Below are 20,721 nucleotides of genomic sequence, written 5' to 3' on the forward strand. Positions count from 1 at the left end.
CGACGTCGTCCGCGATCGGCGGCATGCGGGCGGGGCATCCCTGATCGATCAGAGCATCACGATGCGGGTCGATCTGCGGAAGGTGATCGGCGCCGCCCGCTATGCCGCGAAACCGAGAGCGCGAAGGACGCCTGCGACGACGGCCGCGGCTATCACCACCACGAGGAACGGCGCGCGCACGCTCAGCAGCACGCCCGCGGCGGCGAGACCTGCGAGCCGCGCGTCGACGACGATCGACATGCCGGATCCGACGGTCTGCACCGCGACGAGCGCACCGAGCATCGCGACCGTGAGCAGGTCGGTGGTGCGCGCCGTGCGCACGCCCTCGAGCCACCTCGCGGGCACGAGATAGCCGATCTGCTTGAGGGAGGTGCAGGCGAGCGCGGCGACGAGGACCGCGAGCCACATCGTCATCGTGTCGCCTCCGTTTTCGCTCCGGCGAACCAGTTGAACCAGCCGACGAGGATCGCGACGGCTGCGGCCAGGAGCACGGGGATCCCCGGCATCAGCCACGGAGTCGCGGCGGCCGCCACGACCGCGGACGCCACGCCGGTTGCGATCGCCTGCCGCGACCGAAGGCGCGGCCACAGCAGCGCGAGGAACGCGGCGGCCGCGGCGGCGTCGAGTCCGTACGCTCGTACATCGCCCAGCACGTCCCCCAGGAGGGCGCCGGCGAGCGTCGCCGCGTTCCAGCCCAGGAAGATCCCGAGCCCCGTCACCCAGAACCCGATTCGCTGCGCGCGCGGATCCTTCTGCGCGAGCGCGACGGCCGTCGATTCGTCGACCGTGACGTGCGCTCCCGCGATCCTGTGGCGCCAGGTTCGACCGATGATCGGGTTCATGCGCACGGCGTAGGCGACGTTGCGCACGCCGAGCAGCGCGGCCGACGCGATCGCCGAGGGCGCCGCGGCGAGACCTCCCGACGCGATCACGCCGATGAAGGCGAACTGGGATCCGCCCGTGAACATCAGCAGGCTGAGCGCGCACGCCTGCCACACGTCCAGGCCCGCCGCGACGGCGAGCGCACCGAAGGAGACGCCGTACGCGCTCGTCGCGAGCGCCACGGCGGTCCCGTCCTGCCACGCGCGGCGGTCTGCCGGGGACATCGACCGCGCCTCGCCGGCCGTTCGCTCTGCTGAACACACGTCCAACATTCTGACCACTGGCACGGTGTCCGTCAACATGAACGAGCGTTTGCCATACTGAACGTATGGAGGACCTCGGAACACGAATCGCGCGCACACTCCGACGCGAACGCGAATCGGCGGGGATCTCCGTTTCCGAGCTCGCGCGCCGCGCGAACGTATCGAAGGCGACCGTGTCGCAGCTCGAGACCGGCGCGGGCAATCCCAGCGTCGAGACGCTCTGGGCACTCGGCGTCGCCCTCGGGGTGCCGTTCGCCGTCCTCGTCGACGAACCGGCCAGCGCGCCGACCCTCGTACGCGCGTCCGAACGGGGCGGCGTCCCCTCCTCCGCGGCGGACTACGCGGCGACACTGCTGTCGGCGAGCCCGCCCGGTGCCCGCCGCGACATCTACATCATCCAGGCGGACCCCGGCCAGCCACGCCGTTCGGACCCCCACCACCCGGGCACGACCGAGCACATGATCCTCATGACGGGACGCGCATCCGTCGGCCCCGTCGACTCTCCCGTCGATCTGAGCCCCGGCGACTACCTCTCCTATCCCGGCGACGTGCCGCACGTCTTCGACGCGCACGAGGACGGCACGAGCGCCGTCCTCATCTCCGAGCTGCGCTGAGACCGCACGCCGCATCCGCACGCCAACACAACACAGTCAATCCTCGGCCGACCTGCCGGCCAGAGCAGCCCCTGCGCCGATCTCGCCCGAATTGACTGCGTTGTGTTGGGGGACGTCAGACGACCGGCGTGCCGTGGGTGTGGAACGTCTCGATCGTCTTCATGCCCCACGCCTGGCCCTTCTTGCGCTCTTCCTCGGACCACTCCACGACGGGCTGGTCGGGGTCGAGCAGCAGGCGCGCGCCGGCGTTGGCGAACTCGATGCGGTTGCCGCCCGGCTCCCAGACGTACAGGAAGAACGTCTGGTTGATGGCGTGCTTGTGCGGGCCCGACTCAATGTGGATGCCGTTCTCGAGGAAGATGTCGGCGGCCTTGAGGATGTCCTCGCGGGTGTCGGGCGCGAAGGCGATGTGGTGCAGGCGGTTGCCGTGCTTCTTCCAGTCGTCGCTGTAGACGATGTCGTACGACTTTAGGCCGAAGTGGAACCACCAGGCGGCGAACTTGCCGTTGTCGAGGCGGATCCGCTCGCTCTCGCGCATACCGAGGGCGTCGCGGAGGAACTCGCCATTCGCTTCGACGTCTTTGCCGAGGTAGTTGATGTGGTCGAGGCGCCGCGCGTTGACACCGCGGCCCGGGAAGGCGGACGCCTGGTTCTTCAGCGCGGGCCGATCCGCCTCCCCCGCGACGTAGCGCTCGGTCTCGTAGTAGATGCCGAGCTCGTGCCCGTCGGGGTCGCGGAAGAGGTAGGTGGGGCCCGTTCCGACCTCACCGTCGGTCCACCCGATGCCGAGCCCGGTCTTCTCGATCGCGGCGACGCGCCGCTCGAGCGCGTCCTGGCTTGAGGCGCGCAGATGGGTGCGCCCTACGCCCGCCGCGTCGCGCGCGGTGAGCTTGATCGTATAGAGCTCGTATTCGTCCCACGTGCGCAGGAAGACGCTGTCGCCGTGCTCCGCGACGACCCGCATGGCGAGCAGATCGCGGAAGAAGAACAGGCTCTCCTCGAACTTCGGGGTGAACAGCTCGACGTTTCCGAGATGGGCGACGTCGAAGGAGGTGTAGTCGGTCATGTCGTAGTCCTCTCTGACTCAGATTCGGGGGCGCGGGAACACTGTCCCGTCGAAGACCTTTCGGGCCGTGCGCAGTGCGGCGGACCGCGTGGTGCGCCAGACTCCGCCGTCGCTCGAGACGGCGACGTCGACGACGAAGCGCCCCGTGGGATGCTCGATCGCGAACGGCTCACCGGCGGCGGGAAGGCGGGCGAGATCGTGCACGGCGGATCCCTCGGGGAGCGCGCCGGCGGCGACGGTCAGCGCGCCGAGCACGCCGATCGAGGTGTGCACCCGGTGCGGGATGAAGCTGCGGGTCGACAGCGCCCCACCCGCGGTGGGCTCGGACACGAGAACCATCTTCGGGACGGTGGCGTCCGACACATCCCCGAGCCCCATGCGCTCGCCCGCGGCGAGACGGATCCGCTCGATTCGTTCGACGAGATCGGCGCGCCCCTCGAGATCGGAAGGTTCTTCGTCCCCCGCGACGCCGAGGTCGGCAGCGCGCATCAGCACGCTGGGCATTCCGTTGTCGACGCAGGTCGCCGCGAGGCCGTCGATCTCGTCGATGGTCGCGCCGGTGGGAAAGAGCGCACCCGTCGTCGATCCGGCGAGGTCGTCGAAGTCCAGCGGGATCACCCCTGAGGTGCCCGGGACGCCGTCGATCGCGAGGTGGCCGTCGTAGGCGACCACGCCGCCCGGAGTCGCGACGGTCGCGGTGCACACGGATCCCGTGTTGCGCATCCGGATCCGTACCCGCGTCTCGCCTCCGGTCGCGGGGACAAGGCCGCGTTCGATCGCGAAGGGGGCGACGCCCGCGAGGATGTTCCCGCAGTTTTGCCGGTCGGTGACGAGCGGCTCGTCGACGCCGATCTGCAGGAACAGGTAGTCAACGTCGGTGTCGTCTTCCTCCGATGGCGCGATGATCGCGACCTTCGAGGTCAGTGGGTGCGCGCCGCCGAGCCCGTCGATCTGGCGCGGATCCGGCGTGCCCATCACGCGCAGCAGCAGCTCATCGCGTTCGGAGGCGTCGGCGGGCAGATCGGAGGCGAGGAAGTATGCGCCCTTCGAGGTGCCGCCGCGCATGAGCATGCACGGGATGCCGTTCACGACACCTCCCCCAACACAATGCAGTCGATCTGCTCGACCGCACCCGGGATTCGGCCCTCACGCACGGTGCGCCTCGAATTCTGACTGCGTCATGTATCGCACGCCGAGCTCGTCGAGCAGCGGGCGGAGGCCCTTGCGGTCGAGGCTCAGCTCGGCGCCGGACCCGTACGCCTCGCGATCGGCCGCTTCCTTCCGCTCGCGCGCGTCGGAGGCGGCAATCACGGCGTCGACCTCGTCGATCGGCACGCAGCAGACGCCGTCGTCGTCGGCGATCACGACATCACCCGGACGCACGAGCATGCCGCCAGCGACGACGGGCACGTTCACGGATCCCGCCGTCGCCTTCACCGTGCCCTGCGCGTGCACGGCGGATGACCACGCGGGAAACCCCATCTCGCGAAGATCGGCAGTGTCGCGCACGCCCGTCGTCGTCACCACACCGCGGACGCCGCGCTGTTTCAGGGCCGTCGCGAAGAGGTCGCCGAAAGCGCCGTCGGTCGAGGGGGATGTCGTGGCCACGACGAGAAGGTCGCCCGCGCGGCACTGCTCGATCGCGGCATGGATCATGAGGTTGTCGCCGGGCCAGGCGAGAACCGTGACGGCGGATCCGGCGACGCGCGCACCCTGCTGCACGGGGCGGATCCCAGGATCCGCGAGGCCGCGCCGCCCCATCGCCTCGTGCGCCGTCGCGACGCCGAACGCGGCGAGGCGGTCGATCGAAGCGGGATCGGGGCGCCGGATATCGGTGACGACGACGCCGCGCGCGCCGAGCATCAGACCAGCTCCGTCGTCACCTGCGGGTAGTACCGCTCGTACGCTTCGCCCATCGTGTCGTGGGGCAGGCCGAGATTCGGCCCAGCGTTGCGCCGCAGCTGCACGCCGCGGCGGATCGCGAGCTGCGTGTAGTACTCCCACATGTGGGTCTGTGCGGGCAGGCACTCCATCGCCTGGCGCTTCTGGGGAAAGGCGTCGGTGATGTCGAGCAGCACGTTCGGCGTGAAGTCGCACTGCTCAGGCTGGTGCGGCTCGAAGAAGAACACGGGCGGGGCGCCGATGATGTCTTCCTTGCCGGGAGTGGTGCCGTCGGAGTTCGCGACGCCGATCGCCTGCGCGAGCACGCGGGCCTGCAGCGCCATGCGGGCGGCGGCCGGGTGATCGCCGTTGTAGGGATCCGCGAGGGGGTGGGTGAGGACGACGCTCGGCTGCGTGCGACGCATGACGTCGACGAGCTTCTGCACGGTCTCGTGCGACTCGACGAGCGGATAGTCACCGGCATCGAAGAACTCGATGTCCGCGCCGAGGGCGTCGGCCGCCGCGGAGGCTTCCTCGCGGCGTACCGCCTTGATCTCGTCGAGCGACTTTCCGACGAGCCACTGACTCGCGGACTCGCCGCGTTCGCCGTACGACAGACAGACGATCGTGGCCTTCTCGCCGCGCATCGTCGCGGAGGCGATCGCGCCGCCGGCGCGCCACACGAAGTCGCCGGCGTGGGCGCTGATGACCAGGAGGGAGGGATCGGACATGCTTCGAGTAAATCAGCCCCCTCTTGCATTGGTCAAGATATTGTCTACAATTCTGGTGACGAACTGAATACCTCTCCCCGTAGGTGATCGAGCGCTCCGCTCGTCATCGGACAACGACGTCGACACGCAAGGAGCCCTTCATGGCCGAAAACCTGCAGCAACTGCTCGATCGCGGCGGTAACACGGTGGATCTGCTGCGCAACTCGCAGCTCGGCACCTACATCTACCCCGTCGTCCCGACGGAGTTCACCAATTGGCGCCGAGAGCAGAAGGCCTGGCGCGACACGGCCGTCCTCTACGACCAGACCCATCACATGGTGAACTTCTTCGTCTCCGGCCCCGACGCGCTGAAGCTGCTCAGCGACACCGGCATCAACAGCTTCGCGAACTTCCCCGTCGGTATGGCGAAGCAGTTCGTGCCGACGGCGTCGAACGGCGGCGTCATCGGCGACGGGATCCTCTTCCACGAGACGGAGGGACACTACGTCTACGTCGGGCGCGCGCCGGGCGCCAACTGGCTGCAGTTCCACGCCGAGACGGGCGGCTACGACGTCGAATGGCGCTACGACGATCGCTCCCCCTCCCGTCCCTACGGCCACGCCGTCACCCGCGAATACTGGCGCTTCCAGATCCAGGGCCCGCGCGCGTGGGACATCATCGAGAAGCTCAACGGCGGCACCCTCGAGAAGGTGAAGTTCTTCCGCTTGGGAGAGCTCGAGATCGACGGCACGGTCGTGAAGACCCTCCGCCACGGCATGGCGGGCGCGCCCGGCCTCGAGCTGTGGGGCCCGTACGAGGATCACGGGCGGATCCGCGACGCGATCCTCACCGCGGGCGCCGAGTTCGGCATCGAGCCGTGCGGATCCCGCGCGTACTCGTCGAACACCCTCGAATCGGGCTGGATCCCCTCCCCGCTGCCCGCGATCTACTCGAGCGAGGCCGAGCGCGCCTACCGCGAGTGGCTGCCGGCGAACAGCTACGAGGCGATCAACGCCGTCGCCGGATCGTTCGTGTCGGACAACATCGAGGACTACTACCTCAACCCGTGGGAGCTCGGCTACGGCTCGTTCGTGAAGTTCGACCACGACTTCATCGGCCGCGACGCGCTCGAGAAGATCGACCCCGAGCGCCAGCGCCGCAAGGTCACGCTCGCGTGGAACGACGAGGACCTGGGCCGGATCCTCACCTCGGTGCTCGACCGCGACGGCGACGGATACCAGTTCTTCGATCTGCCGAACGCCAACTACGGATCAAGCAACTTCGACGCCGTGCTCGACGCCGACGGGAAGAACATCGGCCTGTCGCTGTTCACGGGCGTCACGGCGAATGAGAAGCGCGGACTGTCTCTCGCGACGGTCGACCGCGACGTGCCGGAGGGTGCCGAGGTCACGGTCGTCTGGGGCGAGCCCGACGGCGGATCGAAGAAGACGACGGTCGAGCCGCACCGCCAGATGAAGGTCCGAGCCGTCGTGAGCCCCGTCCCCTACGCCACGGTCGCCCGCGAGACCTACCAGGGAGGCTGGCGCTCGACCGGTCAGCTCTGACCCCTTCCGCGAGCGAGCATCCCTCGCGCGAATGGGCATCCGCGGGGACGCTCACGCGCGCGAGGGATGCCCTCGCGCAGGGGGAAGGGTCACCGCCCGTCGGCACGCGCCTCGCGTTCGAGCTCGGCGATGTACGCGAGCGATCGCGGCGAGACGCCGAGCGCCTCCGGCGCGACGTCGTGCGCGTGACCCGTGACGCGGGAGACGTCGCGGGCCGCGCCCACGGCGGCCGCCGTCAGCAGGTCGGCGAGCGGCCGCGAGGGGCTGTCGTCGTTCGGGACGACCACCCCGAGCGCCGCAACCACCTCCCCTGCGGCGCCGCGCAGCGGGACGGCGATGCCGCGGGTCTGCTCGTGGATGAAACCGTCCGCGACGACGAAACCGTCTCGCCGAATCTCCTCGAGAATCCGCCGCAGGGCGTCCGGTGATGAGATGGTCCGCGGTGTGATCTTCCGCATCGGCTTTGCGACGACGGCGTCGACGACGCCCTCGGGCGCGTGCGCGAGCAGCGCGAGCCCCGCCGAGGAGACGTGGGCGGGAACGCGTCCGCCGATGATCGTCGCGTTCACGACCGCATCGGGCCACGACACGCGCTCGAGGAAGAGTACGTCCGTCCCCTGCAGGATCCCGAGCTGCGTGTGCTGCCGCACACGACGATGCACCGCGTCGATCCAGGGGCGCGCCGCCTCGCGCAGTCCGATCGCGCCGGGCGTGCGCGAGGCGTACTCCCACAGCCGCACTCCGAGCCGGTAGGTGCGGTCGTCCTGACGCTCGAGAAGTCCTTCGCGCACGAGCTCGCCCACCAGCCGGTGCGCCGTCGACGGCGCGAGGCCGGCGGCACGGCAGATCTCGGTGAGGGTGAGGAACGGATGCAGCGGATCGAACGCGTCGAGCACCCGAAGGTGCCGCGCGAGCGCTGAGGTGCCCGCGGATTTGTGCGCCATCGCCGCCCTCCGCTCCAGATCGACACGCGCCGATCATTCACATCAATGGAACCGATCTCCACGAGAGTACACGCCCGATCTACCTTCGAATCGCGGTCATCGACGACCGCGCTTCGAACGTCGACCGAGACGTTTGCGATTCGCAACATAATTGGTGACATTTCCGGCGCCACGGCGTGTACTGTCCGAAAGTGGACGCCTCGCCGTCCAACCCGAATCACGCCGGCGTGAACCGAGGAAGCTGCATGGCCGCACAACTGACGCTGACAGACGTCAACCTCCGTTTCGGAGGCGTGACCGTCCTGACCGACGTCGCATTCGACGTCGATCCCGGGCAGATCCTCGGGCTGGTGGGCCCGAACGGTGCCGGGAAGACGTCGCTGTTCAACTGCATCAGCGGGCACTACCGTCCGAGCTCCGGATCCATCCGGCTCGACGGCCAGGAGATCGCCGGCTCGCAGCCGTCGACGCTGAACCGTCGTGGGCTCGCGCGGACGTTCCAGCACCCCGCCCTCCAGCTCAACCACACCGTCCTCGAGAACGTCATGCTCGGCGGGCACACCCGCCTCCCGGGCGGGCCTCTCGCCTGGGCCCTCCGGCTACCGCCGACCGGACGTCGCGAGCGACAGATCCGAGACGAGGCGATGCACCTCCTTGAGGAGCAGGATCTCGGCTGGGCGGCGACGTCCCGTGCCGACGAGCTTTCCCACGGTCTGCACAAGAGCATCGAGCTCTGCCGCGCCCGCCTCTCGCACCCGTCGCTGCTCCTCCTCGACGAGCCGGCGGCTGGTCTGTCTCAGGGCGAGGTCGAGCAGCTGATCACGACCGTGCGTCGCCTGCAGGAGACCGACGACATGACGATCATCGTCGTCGAGCACAACATGACGCTGATCTCGCAGCTCACCGACCGCGTCGTGGTGCTCGACCACGGCAGCAAGCTCATGGAGGGCACGGCCGCCGAGGCGCAGGCCGATCCCCGGGTCATCGAGGCGTACCTCGGGAAGGAGGCGACCGATGGCGCTGCTTGAGCTCGAAGACGTCACGGCTGCGTACGGACGGGTGCGCGTCCTCGAGGGCGTCTCGCTGTCGGTCCCCGACGGCGGCGCCGTGGGGATCCTCGGATCCAACGGAGCGGGGAAGACGACCACGCTGCGCGCGATCAGCGGCACGGTGAACGTCGGCGGGCGGATCACGTTCGACGGGCAGGACATCACGTCCGTCGGGCCCGAGAAGACGGCGGCCCTCGGCATCGCCCACGTGCCCGAGGGCCGCGGGACCCTTCCCAATCTCTCGGTTCGCGAGAACCTCCTCGTCGGCGCGTATCTCCGGCGCGATCGCGCCGAGATCCGCGCCGATATCGACTTCCTGCTCGATCTCTTCCCGCACCTCGCCCGGCGCATCTCGCAGAACGCCTCCGCCCTCTCCGGCGGCGAGCAGCAGATGCTCGCCGTGGGGCGTGCCTTCATGGCGAAGCCGCGCCTGCTCGTCCTCGACGAACCGTCGCTCGGGCTCGCGCCGTCCACGGCGCAGGACGTCTACGAGGCCATCGAGCGACTGCGGAAGGAATCGGGGATCGCGATGCTCGTCGTCGAACAGAACGCCAATCTCGCGTTCCGCGTCGTCGAGGCGGCCACGATCCTCGAGACGGGGCGCAGCACGATCAGCGGCACGACGGAGGAGCTCCGCGGTCGCGACGAGATCCGGAAGGCGTACCTCGGAGGCTGATATGGGAACCTTCATCCAGCTCGTCGTCGACGGCCTCGGCATGGGATCCGTGTACGCGGCCCTCGGACTCGCGATCGTGATCGTCAACCAGTCGACGGGAATGATCAACTTCGCCCAGGGCGGGATGGCCGTGCTCTCGGCCTACTTCGTCTTCGCCCTCGTCGGCGTCGGCCTTCCCCTCATCGTCGCGATCCTCCTCGCGATCGTCGCGGCGTTCCTGCTCGGCGCCTTCCTCGAGCGCGTGCTGATCCGCCGCTTCGAGGGCGGGGATCCCGATACGGCGATCGTCGTCACAGTCGGTCTTCTCACGCTCATCACGGGCGTGTGCGGCGCGATCTGGTCGTACAACAATCTGCACCTGCCGTGGCTCTTCCCGCCGGAGTCGTTCTCCGTCCTCGGCGCGTCGGTCAGCTGGCGCTCCCTCGGGACGTTCCTCGTGATCCTCGCGTGCATGATCCTGATCCAGGTGCTCTTCCGCGGCACGAAGCTGGGTCTCGCCCTGCGCGCCGTCGCCGACAATCCGGCTGCCGCCGCGCTCGCGGGCGTTCCCGTCGGCCGTCTGCTCATGGTCGGATGGGGCCTCGCGGCGGCCCTCGGCGCCGTCGCCGGCGCCCTCATCGCGCCGCGCCTGTCGCTGACGCCGGGCATGCTCGACACGGTCCTCGTCTACGCTCTCGCCGCCGTCATCCTCGGGGGCCTGTCGAGCCCGATCGGCGTGGTCGTCGCGGCCTGGGCGATCGGCGTCATCGAGAATCTGGCCGCCGTGTACGTCCCGTTCGTCGGACACGATCTCAAGATCGCGGTGCCCTTCGTCTTCCTGTTCATCGTGCTGCTCGTCAGGCCGCAGGGCCTGTTCGGGCGCAAGACCGTCGTGCGAGTGTGAGCCCCATGCCGATCTCTTCCCCCGCAGGCGACCTCACGGCGCCCATCACGACACCTCACGCGCCTCGGAGGCAGCGGTGGTGGACGATCGCGATCGGTGTCGCGCTCGCGATCCTCCTCGTCGTCGCGCCCCTCGTGATGTCGATCTCGACGAATCAGATGCTCGCCCGCGTCGGCGTCTTCGCCGTCGCCGTCCTCGGCCTCAACGTGATCATGGGATATACGGGGCAGGTATCGCTCGGGCAGATCTTCTTCGTCGGATTCGGCGCCTACGCCACCGCCTACGGTGTGAACCACGACTGGCCCGTCGTCGTCACGTTCCTCGCCGCGGTGATCCTCCCCGGTATCGCGGGCCTCATCGTCGCCTTCGCGGCAGCGCGCCTCGGAGGCCTCGCGATCGCGATGGTGACCATCGCGCTGCCGATTATCGGGGTCCCGCTCGCCAAGAGGCTCACGGAGCTCACCGGCGGATCCCAGGGCACATCGGCGCGATTCTCGGATGCGCCCGCGTGGACAGGGCTCGCCGACGACCAGTGGCAGTACTACGTCGTCCTCGTCATCACCGCCGCGTGCTTCGTGCTCGTCGCGAATCTCACGCGCGGGAAGTTCGGCCGTGCGCTCGCGATCGTCAAGGAGAACGAGAACGTCGCGAAGTCGATGGGCATCTCGCCGTACCGCCACAAGGTGATGGCGTTCACGATCGCCGCCATGATCGGCGGCATCGCGGGATTCCTTTACATGGTCGTGGTGCAGTACACGAGCCCCGAGACGCTCGCTTTCCATCACTCGATCAATCTGCTCGCCTCGATGGTCGTCGGCGGCGCGGGCAGCATCGTCGGATCGCTCCTCGGTGGTGCTTACTACGTGTTCGTGCCGAGCGTCACGAACGAGATCGCGCCAACGCTCACGGCTCTCATCCAAGGCGCAATCCTCCTCGCCGTTCTCATCGTCCTTCCCGGGGGGCTCGCGAGCCTCCCGCACCGCGTCCGCCGATTCGTCCGCCGCCGCGCGTCCCGCGACGACGGATCCGATTCCCCCAACAAGAGTGTCGAACAGAGAGGTTCCTCATGATCCTTCACACCCGATCCACGCGAGCGCTCGGCGCCGTCGCGCTGGGATCCGCGCTCGCCCTCGCGCTGTCCGGCTGCGGCCGCGATGACGCGGGCGGCGGGGGCGAAGACGGCGGAGACGCCTCGAGCCCCGGCATCACCGACGACTCGATCACGCTCGGCATCACCACCCCCCTCTCGGGCGCCACCGCAGGCCCCGGAACGTGCACCGTCGCGGGCCTGGTCGCCTACATGGGCGAGCGCAACGACGAAGGCGGCATCGAGTTTGGCGACGGGAACACCCGCACGGTCGAGATCGAGGCGTGGGACGACGCATACGACCCCCAGAAGGCGCTGCAGAACTTCCAGCAGAACAGCACCGATGTGTTCGCCTTCACCTCCGGTCTCGGCACGCCGACCAACCGTGCCTATCGCGAGGCGGCCATCGATGAGGAGGTGCCGCAGGTTCTCATCCAGACCGGCGACCCGCTCTTCTCGGATCAGTCCGAGAGCCCCTGGCAGATCGGCTTCGTCCCGACCTATCTCAATGAGGGCGCCGCCTTCGGCGAACTTCTCGCCGCCTCCGGCGAGGACATCACTGTCGCCGCGCTTTATCAGAACGACGACTACGGCGAAGGCTATTTCGAGGGCTTCCAGGAGGCCGTCGAGGGCACGAACGTCGAGATCGTCGAGGAGCTCACCTACGAGGCCACCGACACGTCCGTCGACGCCCAGCTGACGGAGCTCGCCGGCACTGATGCCGATGTCTTCTTCAACGCCATGTCGATCACGCCGCTCGTCATCTCGTCGATCGAGAAGACGAAGGAGCTCGGCTGGGCTCCCAGCTGGTTCCTGCCCTCGAACACGTCCAGCCCCGCCGCCATTCTCGGCCCGGCGGAGGCGAACCCCGATGACGGGTTCTATTCCGTGTCGTTCGCGAAGGCACCGCAGTCGCCGGCGTATGCGGAGGACGAGGACGTGCAGACGTTCCTGTCCTCGCTTGAGGAGTACGCGGGCGAGTACACGACGACGCCCGACTTCCCCCACTGCATGTGGAGCTACATGATCGGCGCGACGCTCGAGGAGGCGTTCGCCGACATGGAGGAGCCGACCCGCGACGCGTTCATGGAATCGCTCCGCGGCATCTCGAACCTCGAGGCCCCGCTCATGCTCGACGGCACGTCCGTCGACACGACGCAGGACGGCCAGCCCGCCGTCTCGAGCCTCGTCGTTCAGAAGTACAACGGGGCGGGATACGACACCGCCGAATCGTTCGGCTGATCCCTCATGACTCTGGCGAGAGAGCACCTCTTCGGTGCCCTCTCGCCAGAGGAATGCTTGCTCGCGGGTCTCAGAACCGCACGATGGGCTTGATGACCTCTCCGCTCGCCGAGTCGGCGAAGGCGTCGTCGATGTCAGCAATGTCGTAGTACTTCACGAGCTTGTCGAAGGGGAACCGCCCCTGGCGCCAGAGCTCGATGAGGCGCGGAATGAACACCTGCGGCACCGAATCGCCCTCGATGATCATCTTCAGCGACCAGCCGCGCGTCATCGACAGGCCCGTCTCGAAAGCCGTCTCGGTTCCGGGGGCCTGCGCGCCGACGACGCCGACCGTGCCACGCACGCCCAACGAGTCGACCGCCTGCCGCAGAACGGGCGAGACTCCGGAGGTCTCGAGCGCGTAGTCGACGCCAACGCCCGTGATCTCTTTGATGCGTGCGGGGACGTCCTCTTCCTTCGCGTTCACGGTGTGCGTCGCTCCGAGCTCGGCTGCCAGGGCGAGCCGGTCGGGATTCACATCGACCGCGATGATCTGCCCGACGCCGACGGCGACGGCGCCGAGCACGCCCGCAAGCCCGACAGCACCAGCGCCGAACACCGCGAGCGTGGATCCCGCCTCGGGACGCAGCGCCGTGATGACCGCGCCCGCGCCCGTCTGGATCCCACAGCCGAGCGGGCCGAGCACGTCGAGCGGCACATCGTCATCAACCTTGACGACCGAGCGCTCGTCGGCGTTCGTGTGCGCGGCGAACGACGACTGCCCGAAGAAGTGCGACGAGAGTGACTCGCCCGATGCATCGGTGAAGGCCCGGGAACCGTCGGCGCGCGAGCCTCCGAAGTTGCGATCGTAGAGATTCTCGCAGTACGTGGATCCGCCCGTCAGGCAGTGTCGGCACGTGCCACACGAACTGACGGAGAGCACGACGTGATCGCCGGGGGCGACGGTCGTCACGGCGGATCCGATCTCCTCGACCACGCCCGCGCCCTCGTGCCCGAGGACGGCCGGAAGCGGCGTCGGATAGATCTGGTCGCGCACGACGGCATCGGTGTGACACACGCCCGTCGCGACGAGTCGCACGCGCACCTCGGAGGGGCGCAGATCGTCGAGCTCAACAGGCTCGATCGCGAACGACCCGCCCTTCTCCCGGACGACAGCGGCTGTTGTCTGCATCGCTTCTTCCTTCCCCGGCGCACTCCCGCGCACGCCGAATGTTCGTACTCCCGACGCTACGGCGTGCTCGACGACGATGGGTGGCGGCGGTTGGGAATGTTGAAGGGATGCCGGTGCAGGAGAGCATCATCGACCGTCAGGCATGCTCGAGCGATGCCGTCTGGTCTGACGTGCGACGTATTACTGCTCGTGATCGCGAGGGCGGCCCTGGATGAGCTTCTCCAGCAAGGTCGTCAGCTGCTCACGCTCGTCTCCGGTCAGGCTTGAGAGCCATTCGCGTTCCCGCGCATTGTGCAGCGCGAAGGAATCGTGCCAGAGCTGACGACCCTTATCTGTGAGGTCGACTGTGACAAGTCGGCGGTCCTCGGATTCTCGTCGGCGTTCGACGTACCCATCCCGTTCCAGGGTGTTGATCACACTCGAGATACTGGCTCGGCTGACGCTCGACAACCGTGCGATCGTGCGAGGTTCGAGCGGGCCGGCCGCCCACACGACGAAGAGCACACGATAACCGGCGTAGCTGACCCCGAAACTCCGCCAGACCGTGGAGTCGAGGTCGGCGATCGCGATATTCGAAGCGCGGGCGAGGTTGAAAAGGACACCCGTTGCCTCGGCGTCCAACTCGGGCGATTCATCGTTGATGCGCCTTCGAACGACGTCGATGAACGACGTCTCCCCTCCAGATGACTTCGCCATGATCTCCCACGCGTGCTTTCGATGATTCTCGGACTCTGCGGTCTCATGTCTCAAGGATTCCCCGGAGCGCCTTCGTGTCATGTGCACGATGCACGATCCACGCCGGCTCCTCGGTCGACCACGGATCCGAACTCACGCCGGATCAGTTCACCGTGCTCATCGAGCGCTGAGGGAAGCCCACGGGCAGGGGGAACACCGTTCCTGAACTCTAGTGCATCGGCTTCCTCCACCACGTTCCACGGGATGTCTCGCCGAGGGCCGAATGTGAGCTCGATCTCACCCAACGCGCGCGCGCCGATCTCCTGCTCGAGGATCGCCCTGAGCTCCGCGCCTCGCTCGAACAGTTCAGCGGCAGACAGATCGGCCAGGTGCGGAAGTTCAAGTGCTTCGCAAAGCGCCCGCCAGAACGGCTCCTCATCGACGATGCCGAGCACGATGCGATGTCCGTCCGCTGTGCTGAACACCCCATAGGCCGCAGCCTGATTGCTCGCAGCGAGCACGCTGCCGTCGGCGCCCGCCCCGATATGGGCGAACTCGGCGAGCACGCCCGCCACGGCGACCTCGATCTCGCTCCCCTTTCCCCGCGCTTTCGCGTCCCATACCGCGGAGACGATGCGGAACGCCGCATACATTCCCGCGGCAGTGTCCCCGATCGGCATTCCCGGATGGCCCGGCAGATCCTGCATGATGCCGCGGAGGGCCCCGGAGGCCGCCAGATAGTTGATTTCGTGCCCCGGTCGATCTCTCAAGGGTCCTGTGGATCCGAACCCGGTGAGGGTGCAATGCACGAGCCGCGGGTTCAGTTCGAAGAGTGCATCGGCACCGAGACCGAGGCGTTCGGCCACTCCTGGGCGCCACGAGTTGACGAAGACGTCCGCTCTGCTCGCGACGACTGTGGCCAGGCTCAGCCCCTCGTCGGTCCTCAGATCGCATTCCACGCTCTCCTTGACCCCGTTGAAGGCACGCCAGAGCCCCGGGATTCGGCGAGCCGGATCCCCGCCAGGCGGCTCGAACTTCACGACCCGTGCGCCGAGCCGCGACAGGAGTTCGGTCGCGTAGGGGCCCGGGCCGAAGATGGTGTGGTCTGCGACGAGCATGCCTTCCAGTGGCATCGAGGATGTCATCGCTCGGCCACCTCCTCTTCTGCAGTCAGCAGCCGTGCAAGTTCCTTCTTCATGACTTTTCCTCCGCTGTTGCGTGGCAGCTCGGTCACCTGCGTGATCACGCGAGGGATCTTGAATCCCGCGAGATGCTCACGACAGAGCCGTTCGATTCCCACCGGATCGAGCGGTTTCCCGCTGCGCGAAACCACCACGGCTGCGACCGTTTCGCCCCATTTGGGATGAGGGGTTCCCAGCACGGCGACCTCTCGGACGTCCTCGATCGACATGATGACGTCCTCCACTTCGGCGGGATACACGTTGAACCCGCCGCTGATGATCACTTCCTTGGAGCGCCCGACGAGGTAGAGCCGACCATCCAGGTCGAAGCGGCCGATATCCCCCGTACGCAGCCACCCGCCGGACAACGCGGCGGCCGTTGCCTCGGGATCCTCGAAGTACTCGGTCATGACCGAGTCGCTTCGCACTGTCACCTCGCCCAGTTCACCGATATCGGCCGCTGTTCCGTCGGTTCGGACAACTCTCACATCGGCGTAGGGCGTCGGGCGGCCGACCGAGGCCAGGTGGGGCGGCGGCTCACCATCCCAATCGTGGTCTTCCGGTCCGAGCGTCGAGATCGGAAGCCCCGATTCGGTCTGGCCGTACATCTGCAGAAGCACCGATCCAAAGACCGCGCGTGTCCGAACGATCTCTGAAACAGGCATGGGAGACCCGCCGTAGATGATCCGGCGCAGCTTCGACTCGACGCCCACCATCAGCGGGTTCAGTTCGGTCAGCATGGCCGGCACGACGAAGAGCACTGTCGCCCCGTGCGTCCGCACAGCATCGACGGTGGAGCCTGTATCGAACTTCTCCGCGAGGAACTGGTGGGCGCCGCGGACGAAGTACGCCATCGTGAGGATGCCACCGACATGGCTCAGCGGCATCGCCGTGTGCACGACGTCGGTATGACGGGCGTCGCATTCCATGATCGTGTTCCGAAGGGAAGCGGCGATCGCACGCAGGCTGTGCACCGCACCTTTCGGAGAACCCGTGGTCCCAGACGTGAATCCCAGTTGGGCAGGTGCGAGCTCTGAGACGGGCTGTGGGACCGCTCCGATCCATCGGCGTCCACCGACGCGGACCTGCTCGTAGGCAACGGCGCGGCCGCCCGGCTCTGCTCCACCATCCAGCAGAATCAGGTGCTCAACCCGGGTCTTATCCAGCTCCGATTCGATTCGCGTCGCCCACTCCTTGTCGACGACGACAACCTTGGCGCGAGCACGTCGGAGGATCTCGACTGCCTCTCTGGGATGCAGCCGCCGATTGACGGCAAGGCGGATGAAGCCCCCAAGATACGCAGCCTGGTCGAGGACCGCCGCTTCGATTCGACCCGAACAGATGATGGCGACGCAATCGCCGGGGCTCGCCCCGAGCGCGGCGAGACCGCGGATCACCTCATCGACCTCCGTCTCCACCTGGGCGAAGGTGACGGTCCTCCGCGCATCGGTCAGAGCAGGTCGATCGGCGTTCACGCGGTATGCGCCGCGGAGCAGACGCTCCATGGCCGACTCTTCGCGCTCTCCGGACTCACGCATGATCGTCGACCAAGACATGCTCGATGCACACCGACCCGACGCCGAGCATGTGTGCAAGCCCCACTCGCGCGCCCGGCTGCTGCCTGCCGTCGGCCTCTCCCCGGAGCTGTCGAGTGATCTCGACGATCTGGCCGACTCCGGTCGGCCCGACCGGGTGCCCCATAGACTGCAGGCCACCGGAGGCGCTGACGGCACATCGGCCACCGATGTCGTACTGTCCATCGATGACATCGGCGGCTGCTCGCCCGGGTGCGGAAAGCCCGATGGCTTCGATATACACGAGCTCCTCGATCGAGAATGCGTCGTGAACCTCGACCACGTCGAGGTCCGCCACGGATATGCCCGCCGCGTCGAGAGCGAGTTCCGTGGTCTCACGCGTCAGTTCCGCGTCAGGGAAGGAACCGTCGGGATAGACCCTCTCGCTTCGCGAAACCGAGGCGGCGATCCTGATCGCCCGAGAGCGGTCCAGGTTCAGCCTTTCGATCGCCGCTTCAGAAGCCACGATGACCGCCGCAGCGCCTTCCCCGACCGGGCAGCACTGGTGCTTGGTGAGGGGTCCCGATATCGGCGCTTCCGCGAGGATCTCCTCAGCGGTGATGGAATCGTGCCGCTGAGCAGCCGCGTTGCGAAGTCCGTTCGCGTGATTCTTCGCAGACACCCGGGCGAGCGCTTCGGAACCGACTCCGTTCTCCCGGAGATAGCGCGCCGCAAGAAGGGCGAAGTGCGAGATCGGGGCCACCAGCCCATCAACGAGATCGACGTGCCCCGATTCCCGGAATCCGTCGGATCGCATCGCAGGCTTGTCCACCCCGATCGCGATGCTGATCTCCGCGTTCCCGGACAGGACATCCAGATACGCCTGACGCACCGCCTGAGAACCGGACGCCGACGCGTTCTCCACCTGAGCGATCGGGATGCCGGTCGCGCCGAGATGCCTCAGCATGGGGCGGCCGACGGCGGCTCCGATCAAAGCGGTCCCCACGTATGCGGAGTCGACGTCGGCCCAGGTGATACCCGCGTCGCCGAGCGCCTGCCGCACCGCCGCGAGGCCCAAGCTGGTGTAGGGGGTGCTGGTCGGACTCTGGTAGGGATGAATCCCGACGCCGACGACGCGGACTCCGCTCACGTTCATGGTGTTCATTCGCTTACCTTCCGCGGTCCGAAGACCACCCATTCGCCGCCTTCGGCGGTGGTCGTGAGTCGTCCCCGCACCGCAACCCCGTGTCGGACATCCTCGTCGACGAGCGCCCGTATAGTAAGGCCGCCGCCGAGGTCGATGGATCCGATGCAGAACGGGGCGCTGATCCCCGGACCTCGATGTCTGGCCACGACAACAGTGTCGATGACTGTCCCCTCGGCGGGTGTCAGAACCGGAAGAACATCGTCGCCGTGCGCGCCGCAGGACTGGCACCCGAACTCCTCCCGCGGGAACGAGCGGCGGCCATCCTGTCCGCACAGTCCGGTCCTGAGGTCGAGGTTCCCGTCAGCGGACGAGACGGTCAGGAGAGCCGCGGGGCTCTCTTCGTGTTCAGTCACCTCAGACTCCTACTGGTTCAGGGAATAGCCGCCGTTCACCGGGTAGGTCTGCCCGGTGACCCACGACGCGGCGTCCGACGAGAGGAACAGGATCATGTTGGCCGCGTCCTCCGGCTCGCCGAATCGACGAATGACGTACCTCTTGAGCTGCTGCTTGGCTGCTTCTTCGTCGGCCAATGCCTCAGCAACGAACGGGGTTCGGGTCGCGGCAATCGCGATATTGTTCGCCGTGATGTTGTAGCGGCCGACGCTCCGGGCGATGCCGCGCATGAATCCGGCAGCGCCTGCTTTTGCCCCGGAATAGATCTCGAGGGCGGGCTCGCCGACACGGCCGGCGTCGGAGATGACAGTGACGATCCGGCCGTATCCTCGCTCAACCATCCCGGGAAGAGCGTGGCGCGTGCAGTTGAGCACGCCGTACAGGTTCACCTGAAGGTACTTGTCCCAGTCACTCCGGTCCTGCGTCCAGAAGGGCGGATCGAAGCCGGGGCCACCGCTCGGCCCCGCGTTGCCCGCGTTGTTCACCAGGATGTCGATGCCGCCGAGTGCGTCCGAGGCCTGAGCGAAGAGGCCGGCAACGCCGTCATAGTCACTCACGTCTCCTTGCAGTGCCAGCGCCGTGACGCCGAGTGCTTCCACCTCCGCGGCCACGGCTTCAGCGCGCTCCAGGTTGAAGTCGTTGACGACGATGGCGCCCGCCCCGTGCTCGGCGAAATGAAGTGCGACTTGCCGCCCCACTCCCCGGCCCGCTCCGGTGATGAACGCCGTCCTCCCCTTGAGATCCACGATGTCGGTCATGTCCTTGCCTTCCCGGCCTGACGGCCTCTTTGCCGATAAAACGAGAGCCTCAACCTCGCCTGAGATCGCGAGCTGAGGTATGTTGTTCCAGATCGAATGATCATAGCTTAGATCATCTACTATGGACACACACAAGGGCAAGGAGCAGCGATGCGAGCGGACAGCATGACCGAGATCAGCGTCGAACAACGCGGCGATGCGCGGTGGATCACTCTCGATAGACCCGAACGGAGGAATGCGATCTCACCGGTGATGCTCGATGAGATCGATCAGGCCGTACGGGCGGCCGAGCAGGACCGATCCGTACGAGTTCTCGTGTTCGCCGCATCCGGATCGGTCTTCTGTGCGGGAGCCGACCTCGGCGACGCCGAGGCCCTCCCGGACTCCGCGCTGCTCGAGCGCTCGACCGCCTTGATGAACCGCATCGAGGACTTCCCCCAGCCCGTGGTGGCGATGGTTCAGGGGCTCGCCTGCGCCGGCGGCGTCGAGCTGCTCTTGGCGTGCGACCTCATCGTCGCCTCCGACCGCGCGGCGTTCGCCGACATCCACTCGACGGTCGGACTCATCCCCGGTGCGGGCGGGGTATGGCGCCTGGTGCGCCGAGTCGGGCTCGCCTGGGCCAAGCAGATGATGTATTCGGGAGACATCTACTCCTCAGAAGACATGTACGTCGCAGGCTTCGTGAACGAGGTCACACCCGCCGATCAGCTTGAGACTCGAACGGTCGGCCTCGTCGACATGCTCAGTTCCCGCTCACCGCTCGCCCTTGCGGCGATGAAGCGATTGGCCAATGGCGCACTCGATGCCACACGAGAGGAACACATGTCGGCTGCCCTCGCCGAGAACGACCGCCATCTCCGCACCACGGACGGCGGCGAGGGACTCGCCGCCATGTCCGAGAAGCGCCAACCCGTGTACGTGTGGCAGTAACAGCCCAACATCAATGCACCAACAACAGGA

Annotated in this window: 22 protein-coding genes; 8 read left to right on the forward strand and 14 right to left on the reverse strand. The window is 67.4% G+C overall.

The window, feature by feature from the left end; all coding sequences use genetic code 11:
- Nucleotides 1-99: 99 nt before the first annotated feature.
- Nucleotides 100-414: an AzlD domain-containing protein gene (locus C0012_RS03265; protein WP_110588219.1), complete on the reverse strand. Its 315-nt coding sequence runs from the start codon at nucleotides 412-414 to the stop codon at nucleotides 100-102.
- On the reverse strand, nucleotides 411-1,106 hold the full coding sequence (locus C0012_RS03270; RefSeq protein ID WP_110588218.1) for an AzlC family ABC transporter permease: 696 nt from the start codon (nucleotides 1,104-1,106) through the stop codon (nucleotides 411-413). The genes C0012_RS03265 and C0012_RS03270 overlap by 4 nt, the downstream gene beginning before the upstream one ends.
- A 104-nt stretch (nucleotides 1,107-1,210) precedes the next feature.
- Here C0012_RS03270 and C0012_RS03275 point away from each other — a divergent pair, with 104 nt between their 5' ends.
- Nucleotides 1,211-1,759: a helix-turn-helix domain-containing protein gene (locus C0012_RS03275; RefSeq protein ID WP_110588217.1), complete on the forward strand. Its 549-nt coding sequence runs from the start codon at nucleotides 1,211-1,213 to the stop codon at nucleotides 1,757-1,759.
- A gap of 115 nt (nucleotides 1,760-1,874) precedes the next feature.
- Here the strand turns inward: C0012_RS03275 and C0012_RS03280 are convergent, their stop codons facing one another.
- From C0012_RS03280 to C0012_RS03295, 4 genes are read right to left on the reverse strand one after another with little or no spacing between them, the layout of a single operon-like run.
- Nucleotides 1,875-2,825 carry a VOC family protein gene (locus C0012_RS03280; protein WP_110588216.1) on the reverse strand — a complete coding sequence of 317 codons (951 nt, stop codon included), beginning with the start codon at nucleotides 2,823-2,825 and terminating at the stop codon, nucleotides 1,875-1,877.
- A gap of 18 nt (nucleotides 2,826-2,843) precedes the next feature.
- Nucleotides 2,844-3,914 (reverse strand): 4-oxalomesaconate tautomerase, encoded by a 1,071-nt coding sequence (locus tag C0012_RS03285; RefSeq protein ID WP_232527759.1) that lies wholly within the window; start codon nucleotides 3,912-3,914, stop codon nucleotides 2,844-2,846.
- 57 nt (nucleotides 3,915-3,971) lie between these two features.
- Complete coding sequence (locus C0012_RS03290; protein WP_110588215.1) at nucleotides 3,972-4,688, reverse strand: 4-carboxy-4-hydroxy-2-oxoadipate aldolase/oxaloacetate decarboxylase; 717 nt, start codon at nucleotides 4,686-4,688, stop codon at nucleotides 3,972-3,974.
- Nucleotides 4,688-5,437, reverse strand: coding sequence for a PIG-L deacetylase family protein (locus C0012_RS03295; protein ID WP_110588214.1), 750 nt, complete (start codon nucleotides 5,435-5,437; stop codon nucleotides 4,688-4,690). The genes C0012_RS03290 and C0012_RS03295 overlap by 1 nt, the downstream gene beginning before the upstream one ends.
- Nucleotides 5,438-5,577: 140 nt before the next feature.
- Between C0012_RS03295 and ligM the strand changes: the two genes are divergently transcribed.
- Nucleotides 5,578-6,981 (forward strand): vanillate/3-O-methylgallate O-demethylase, encoded by a 1,404-nt coding sequence (gene ligM / locus C0012_RS03300; protein WP_110588213.1) that lies wholly within the window; start codon nucleotides 5,578-5,580, stop codon nucleotides 6,979-6,981.
- A gap of 89 nt (nucleotides 6,982-7,070) precedes the next feature.
- Here ligM and C0012_RS03305 read toward each other — a convergent pair whose 3' ends face one another.
- A complete protein-coding gene (locus C0012_RS03305; protein WP_110588212.1) occupies nucleotides 7,071-7,925 on the reverse strand; it encodes an IclR family transcriptional regulator in 855 nt (284 codons plus the stop codon).
- Between the two features lie 245 nt (nucleotides 7,926-8,170).
- On the opposite strand from C0012_RS03305, the gene C0012_RS03310 reads away from it, so the two are divergent.
- The 5 genes from C0012_RS03310 to C0012_RS03330 are packed head-to-tail and all read left to right on the forward strand — an operon-like array spanning nucleotide 8,171 to nucleotide 12,862.
- Entirely contained in the window at nucleotides 8,171-8,953 is a 783-nt protein-coding gene (locus C0012_RS03310; protein WP_110588211.1) for an ABC transporter ATP-binding protein, read from the forward strand.
- On the forward strand, nucleotides 8,940-9,650 hold the full coding sequence (locus C0012_RS03315; RefSeq protein ID WP_110588210.1) for an ABC transporter ATP-binding protein: 711 nt from the start codon (nucleotides 8,940-8,942) through the stop codon (nucleotides 9,648-9,650). Before C0012_RS03310 ends, C0012_RS03315 begins: the two co-directional genes overlap by 14 nt.
- A 1-nt stretch (nucleotide 9,651) precedes the next feature.
- Nucleotides 9,652-10,533: a branched-chain amino acid ABC transporter permease gene (locus C0012_RS03320; protein WP_110588209.1), complete on the forward strand. Its 882-nt coding sequence runs from the start codon at nucleotides 9,652-9,654 to the stop codon at nucleotides 10,531-10,533.
- 5 nt (nucleotides 10,534-10,538) lie between these two features.
- Nucleotides 10,539-11,603, forward strand: coding sequence for a branched-chain amino acid ABC transporter permease (locus C0012_RS03325; RefSeq protein WP_110588208.1), 1,065 nt, complete (start codon nucleotides 10,539-10,541; stop codon nucleotides 11,601-11,603).
- Nucleotides 11,600-12,862 carry an ABC transporter substrate-binding protein gene (locus C0012_RS03330; protein ID WP_110588207.1) on the forward strand — a complete coding sequence of 421 codons (1,263 nt, stop codon included), beginning with the start codon at nucleotides 11,600-11,602 and terminating at the stop codon, nucleotides 12,860-12,862. The genes C0012_RS03325 and C0012_RS03330 overlap by 4 nt, the downstream gene beginning before the upstream one ends.
- Nucleotides 12,863-12,932: 70 nt before the next feature.
- On the opposite strand, the gene C0012_RS03335 is transcribed toward C0012_RS03330, so the two are convergent.
- From C0012_RS03335 to C0012_RS03365, 7 genes are all read right to left on the reverse strand, one after another.
- Nucleotides 12,933-14,033: an NAD(P)-dependent alcohol dehydrogenase gene (locus C0012_RS03335; protein WP_110588206.1), complete on the reverse strand. Its 1,101-nt coding sequence runs from the start codon at nucleotides 14,031-14,033 to the stop codon at nucleotides 12,933-12,935.
- Nucleotides 14,034-14,213: 180 nt separating this feature from the next.
- On the reverse strand, nucleotides 14,214-14,729 hold the full coding sequence (locus C0012_RS03340; protein ID WP_162621779.1) for a MarR family winged helix-turn-helix transcriptional regulator: 516 nt from the start codon (nucleotides 14,727-14,729) through the stop codon (nucleotides 14,214-14,216).
- Nucleotides 14,730-14,806: 77 nt separating this feature from the next.
- The gene (locus tag C0012_RS03345; protein WP_110588204.1) at nucleotides 14,807-15,853 is read right to left on the reverse strand and encodes a CaiB/BaiF CoA transferase family protein; all 1,047 of its coding nucleotides are present in this window, start codon (nucleotides 15,851-15,853) and stop codon (nucleotides 14,807-14,809) included.
- Nucleotides 15,850-17,445: a class I adenylate-forming enzyme family protein gene (locus C0012_RS03350; RefSeq protein ID WP_110588203.1), complete on the reverse strand. Its 1,596-nt coding sequence runs from the start codon at nucleotides 17,443-17,445 to the stop codon at nucleotides 15,850-15,852. Before C0012_RS03350 ends, C0012_RS03345 begins: the two co-directional genes overlap by 4 nt.
- Nucleotides 17,420-18,568 (reverse strand): thiolase family protein, encoded by a 1,149-nt coding sequence (locus tag C0012_RS15645; RefSeq protein ID WP_110588202.1) that lies wholly within the window; start codon nucleotides 18,566-18,568, stop codon nucleotides 17,420-17,422. Before C0012_RS15645 ends, C0012_RS03350 begins: the two co-directional genes overlap by 26 nt.
- Nucleotides 18,565-18,963, reverse strand: a complete 399-nt coding sequence (locus C0012_RS03360) for a PhlB family protein (protein WP_110588201.1) — start codon at nucleotides 18,961-18,963, stop codon at nucleotides 18,565-18,567. Before C0012_RS03360 ends, C0012_RS15645 begins: the two co-directional genes overlap by 4 nt.
- 9 nt (nucleotides 18,964-18,972) lie before the next feature.
- A complete protein-coding gene (locus C0012_RS03365) occupies nucleotides 18,973-19,761 on the reverse strand; it encodes an SDR family NAD(P)-dependent oxidoreductase (protein WP_110588200.1) in 789 nt (262 codons plus the stop codon).
- 150 nt (nucleotides 19,762-19,911) lie between these two features.
- Here C0012_RS03365 and C0012_RS03370 point away from each other — a divergent pair, with 150 nt between their 5' ends.
- Nucleotides 19,912-20,691 (forward strand): enoyl-CoA hydratase/isomerase family protein, encoded by a 780-nt coding sequence (locus C0012_RS03370; RefSeq protein WP_110588199.1) that lies wholly within the window; start codon nucleotides 19,912-19,914, stop codon nucleotides 20,689-20,691.
- Nucleotides 20,692-20,721: the final 30 nt, after the last annotated feature.

Source organism: Microbacterium suaedae (assembly GCF_003254645.1).
Taxonomy (GTDB): Bacteria; Actinomycetota; Actinomycetes; order Actinomycetales; family Microbacteriaceae; genus Microbacterium; species Microbacterium suaedae.

Excerpts from the sequence above, each read along its gene's own strand:
- C0012_RS03265 (WP_110588219.1), bottom strand. The coding sequence starts at position 414 with ATGACGATGTGGCTCGCGGTCCTCGTCGCCGCGCTCGCCTGCACCTCC.
- C0012_RS03270 (WP_110588218.1), bottom strand. The coding sequence starts at position 1,106 with ATGTCCCCGGCAGACCGCCGCGCGTGGCAGGACGGGACCGCCGTGGCG.
- C0012_RS03275 (WP_110588217.1), top strand. The coding sequence starts at position 1,211 with ATGGAGGACCTCGGAACACGAATCGCGCGCACACTCCGACGCGAACGC.
- C0012_RS03280 (WP_110588216.1), bottom strand. The coding sequence starts at position 2,825 with ATGACCGACTACACCTCCTTCGACGTCGCCCATCTCGGAAACGTCGAG.
- C0012_RS03290 (WP_110588215.1), bottom strand. The coding sequence starts at position 4,688 with ATGCTCGGCGCGCGCGGCGTCGTCGTCACCGATATCCGGCGCCCCGAT.
- C0012_RS03295 (WP_110588214.1), bottom strand. The coding sequence starts at position 5,437 with ATGTCCGATCCCTCCCTCCTGGTCATCAGCGCCCACGCCGGCGACTTC.
- ligM (WP_110588213.1), top strand. The coding sequence starts at position 5,578 with ATGGCCGAAAACCTGCAGCAACTGCTCGATCGCGGCGGTAACACGGTG.
- C0012_RS03305 (WP_110588212.1), bottom strand. The coding sequence starts at position 7,925 with ATGGCGCACAAATCCGCGGGCACCTCAGCGCTCGCGCGGCACCTTCGG.
- C0012_RS03310 (WP_110588211.1), top strand. The coding sequence starts at position 8,171 with ATGGCCGCACAACTGACGCTGACAGACGTCAACCTCCGTTTCGGAGGC.
- C0012_RS03315 (WP_110588210.1), top strand. The coding sequence starts at position 8,940 with ATGGCGCTGCTTGAGCTCGAAGACGTCACGGCTGCGTACGGACGGGTG.
- C0012_RS03320 (WP_110588209.1), top strand. The coding sequence starts at position 9,652 with ATGGGAACCTTCATCCAGCTCGTCGTCGACGGCCTCGGCATGGGATCC.
- C0012_RS03325 (WP_110588208.1), top strand. The coding sequence starts at position 10,539 with ATGCCGATCTCTTCCCCCGCAGGCGACCTCACGGCGCCCATCACGACA.
- C0012_RS03330 (WP_110588207.1), top strand. The coding sequence starts at position 11,600 with ATGATCCTTCACACCCGATCCACGCGAGCGCTCGGCGCCGTCGCGCTG.
- C0012_RS03335 (WP_110588206.1), bottom strand. The coding sequence starts at position 14,033 with ATGCAGACAACAGCCGCTGTCGTCCGGGAGAAGGGCGGGTCGTTCGCG.
- C0012_RS03340 (WP_162621779.1), bottom strand. The coding sequence starts at position 14,729 with ATGGCGAAGTCATCTGGAGGGGAGACGTCGTTCATCGACGTCGTTCGA.
- C0012_RS03345 (WP_110588204.1), bottom strand. The coding sequence starts at position 15,853 with ATGACATCCTCGATGCCACTGGAAGGCATGCTCGTCGCAGACCACACC.
- C0012_RS03350 (WP_110588203.1), bottom strand. The coding sequence starts at position 17,445 with ATGTCTTGGTCGACGATCATGCGTGAGTCCGGAGAGCGCGAAGAGTCG.
- C0012_RS15645 (WP_110588202.1), bottom strand. The coding sequence starts at position 18,568 with ATGAACACCATGAACGTGAGCGGAGTCCGCGTCGTCGGCGTCGGGATT.
- C0012_RS03365 (WP_110588200.1), bottom strand. The coding sequence starts at position 19,761 with ATGACCGACATCGTGGATCTCAAGGGGAGGACGGCGTTCATCACCGGA.
- C0012_RS03370 (WP_110588199.1), top strand. The coding sequence starts at position 19,912 with ATGCGAGCGGACAGCATGACCGAGATCAGCGTCGAACAACGCGGCGAT.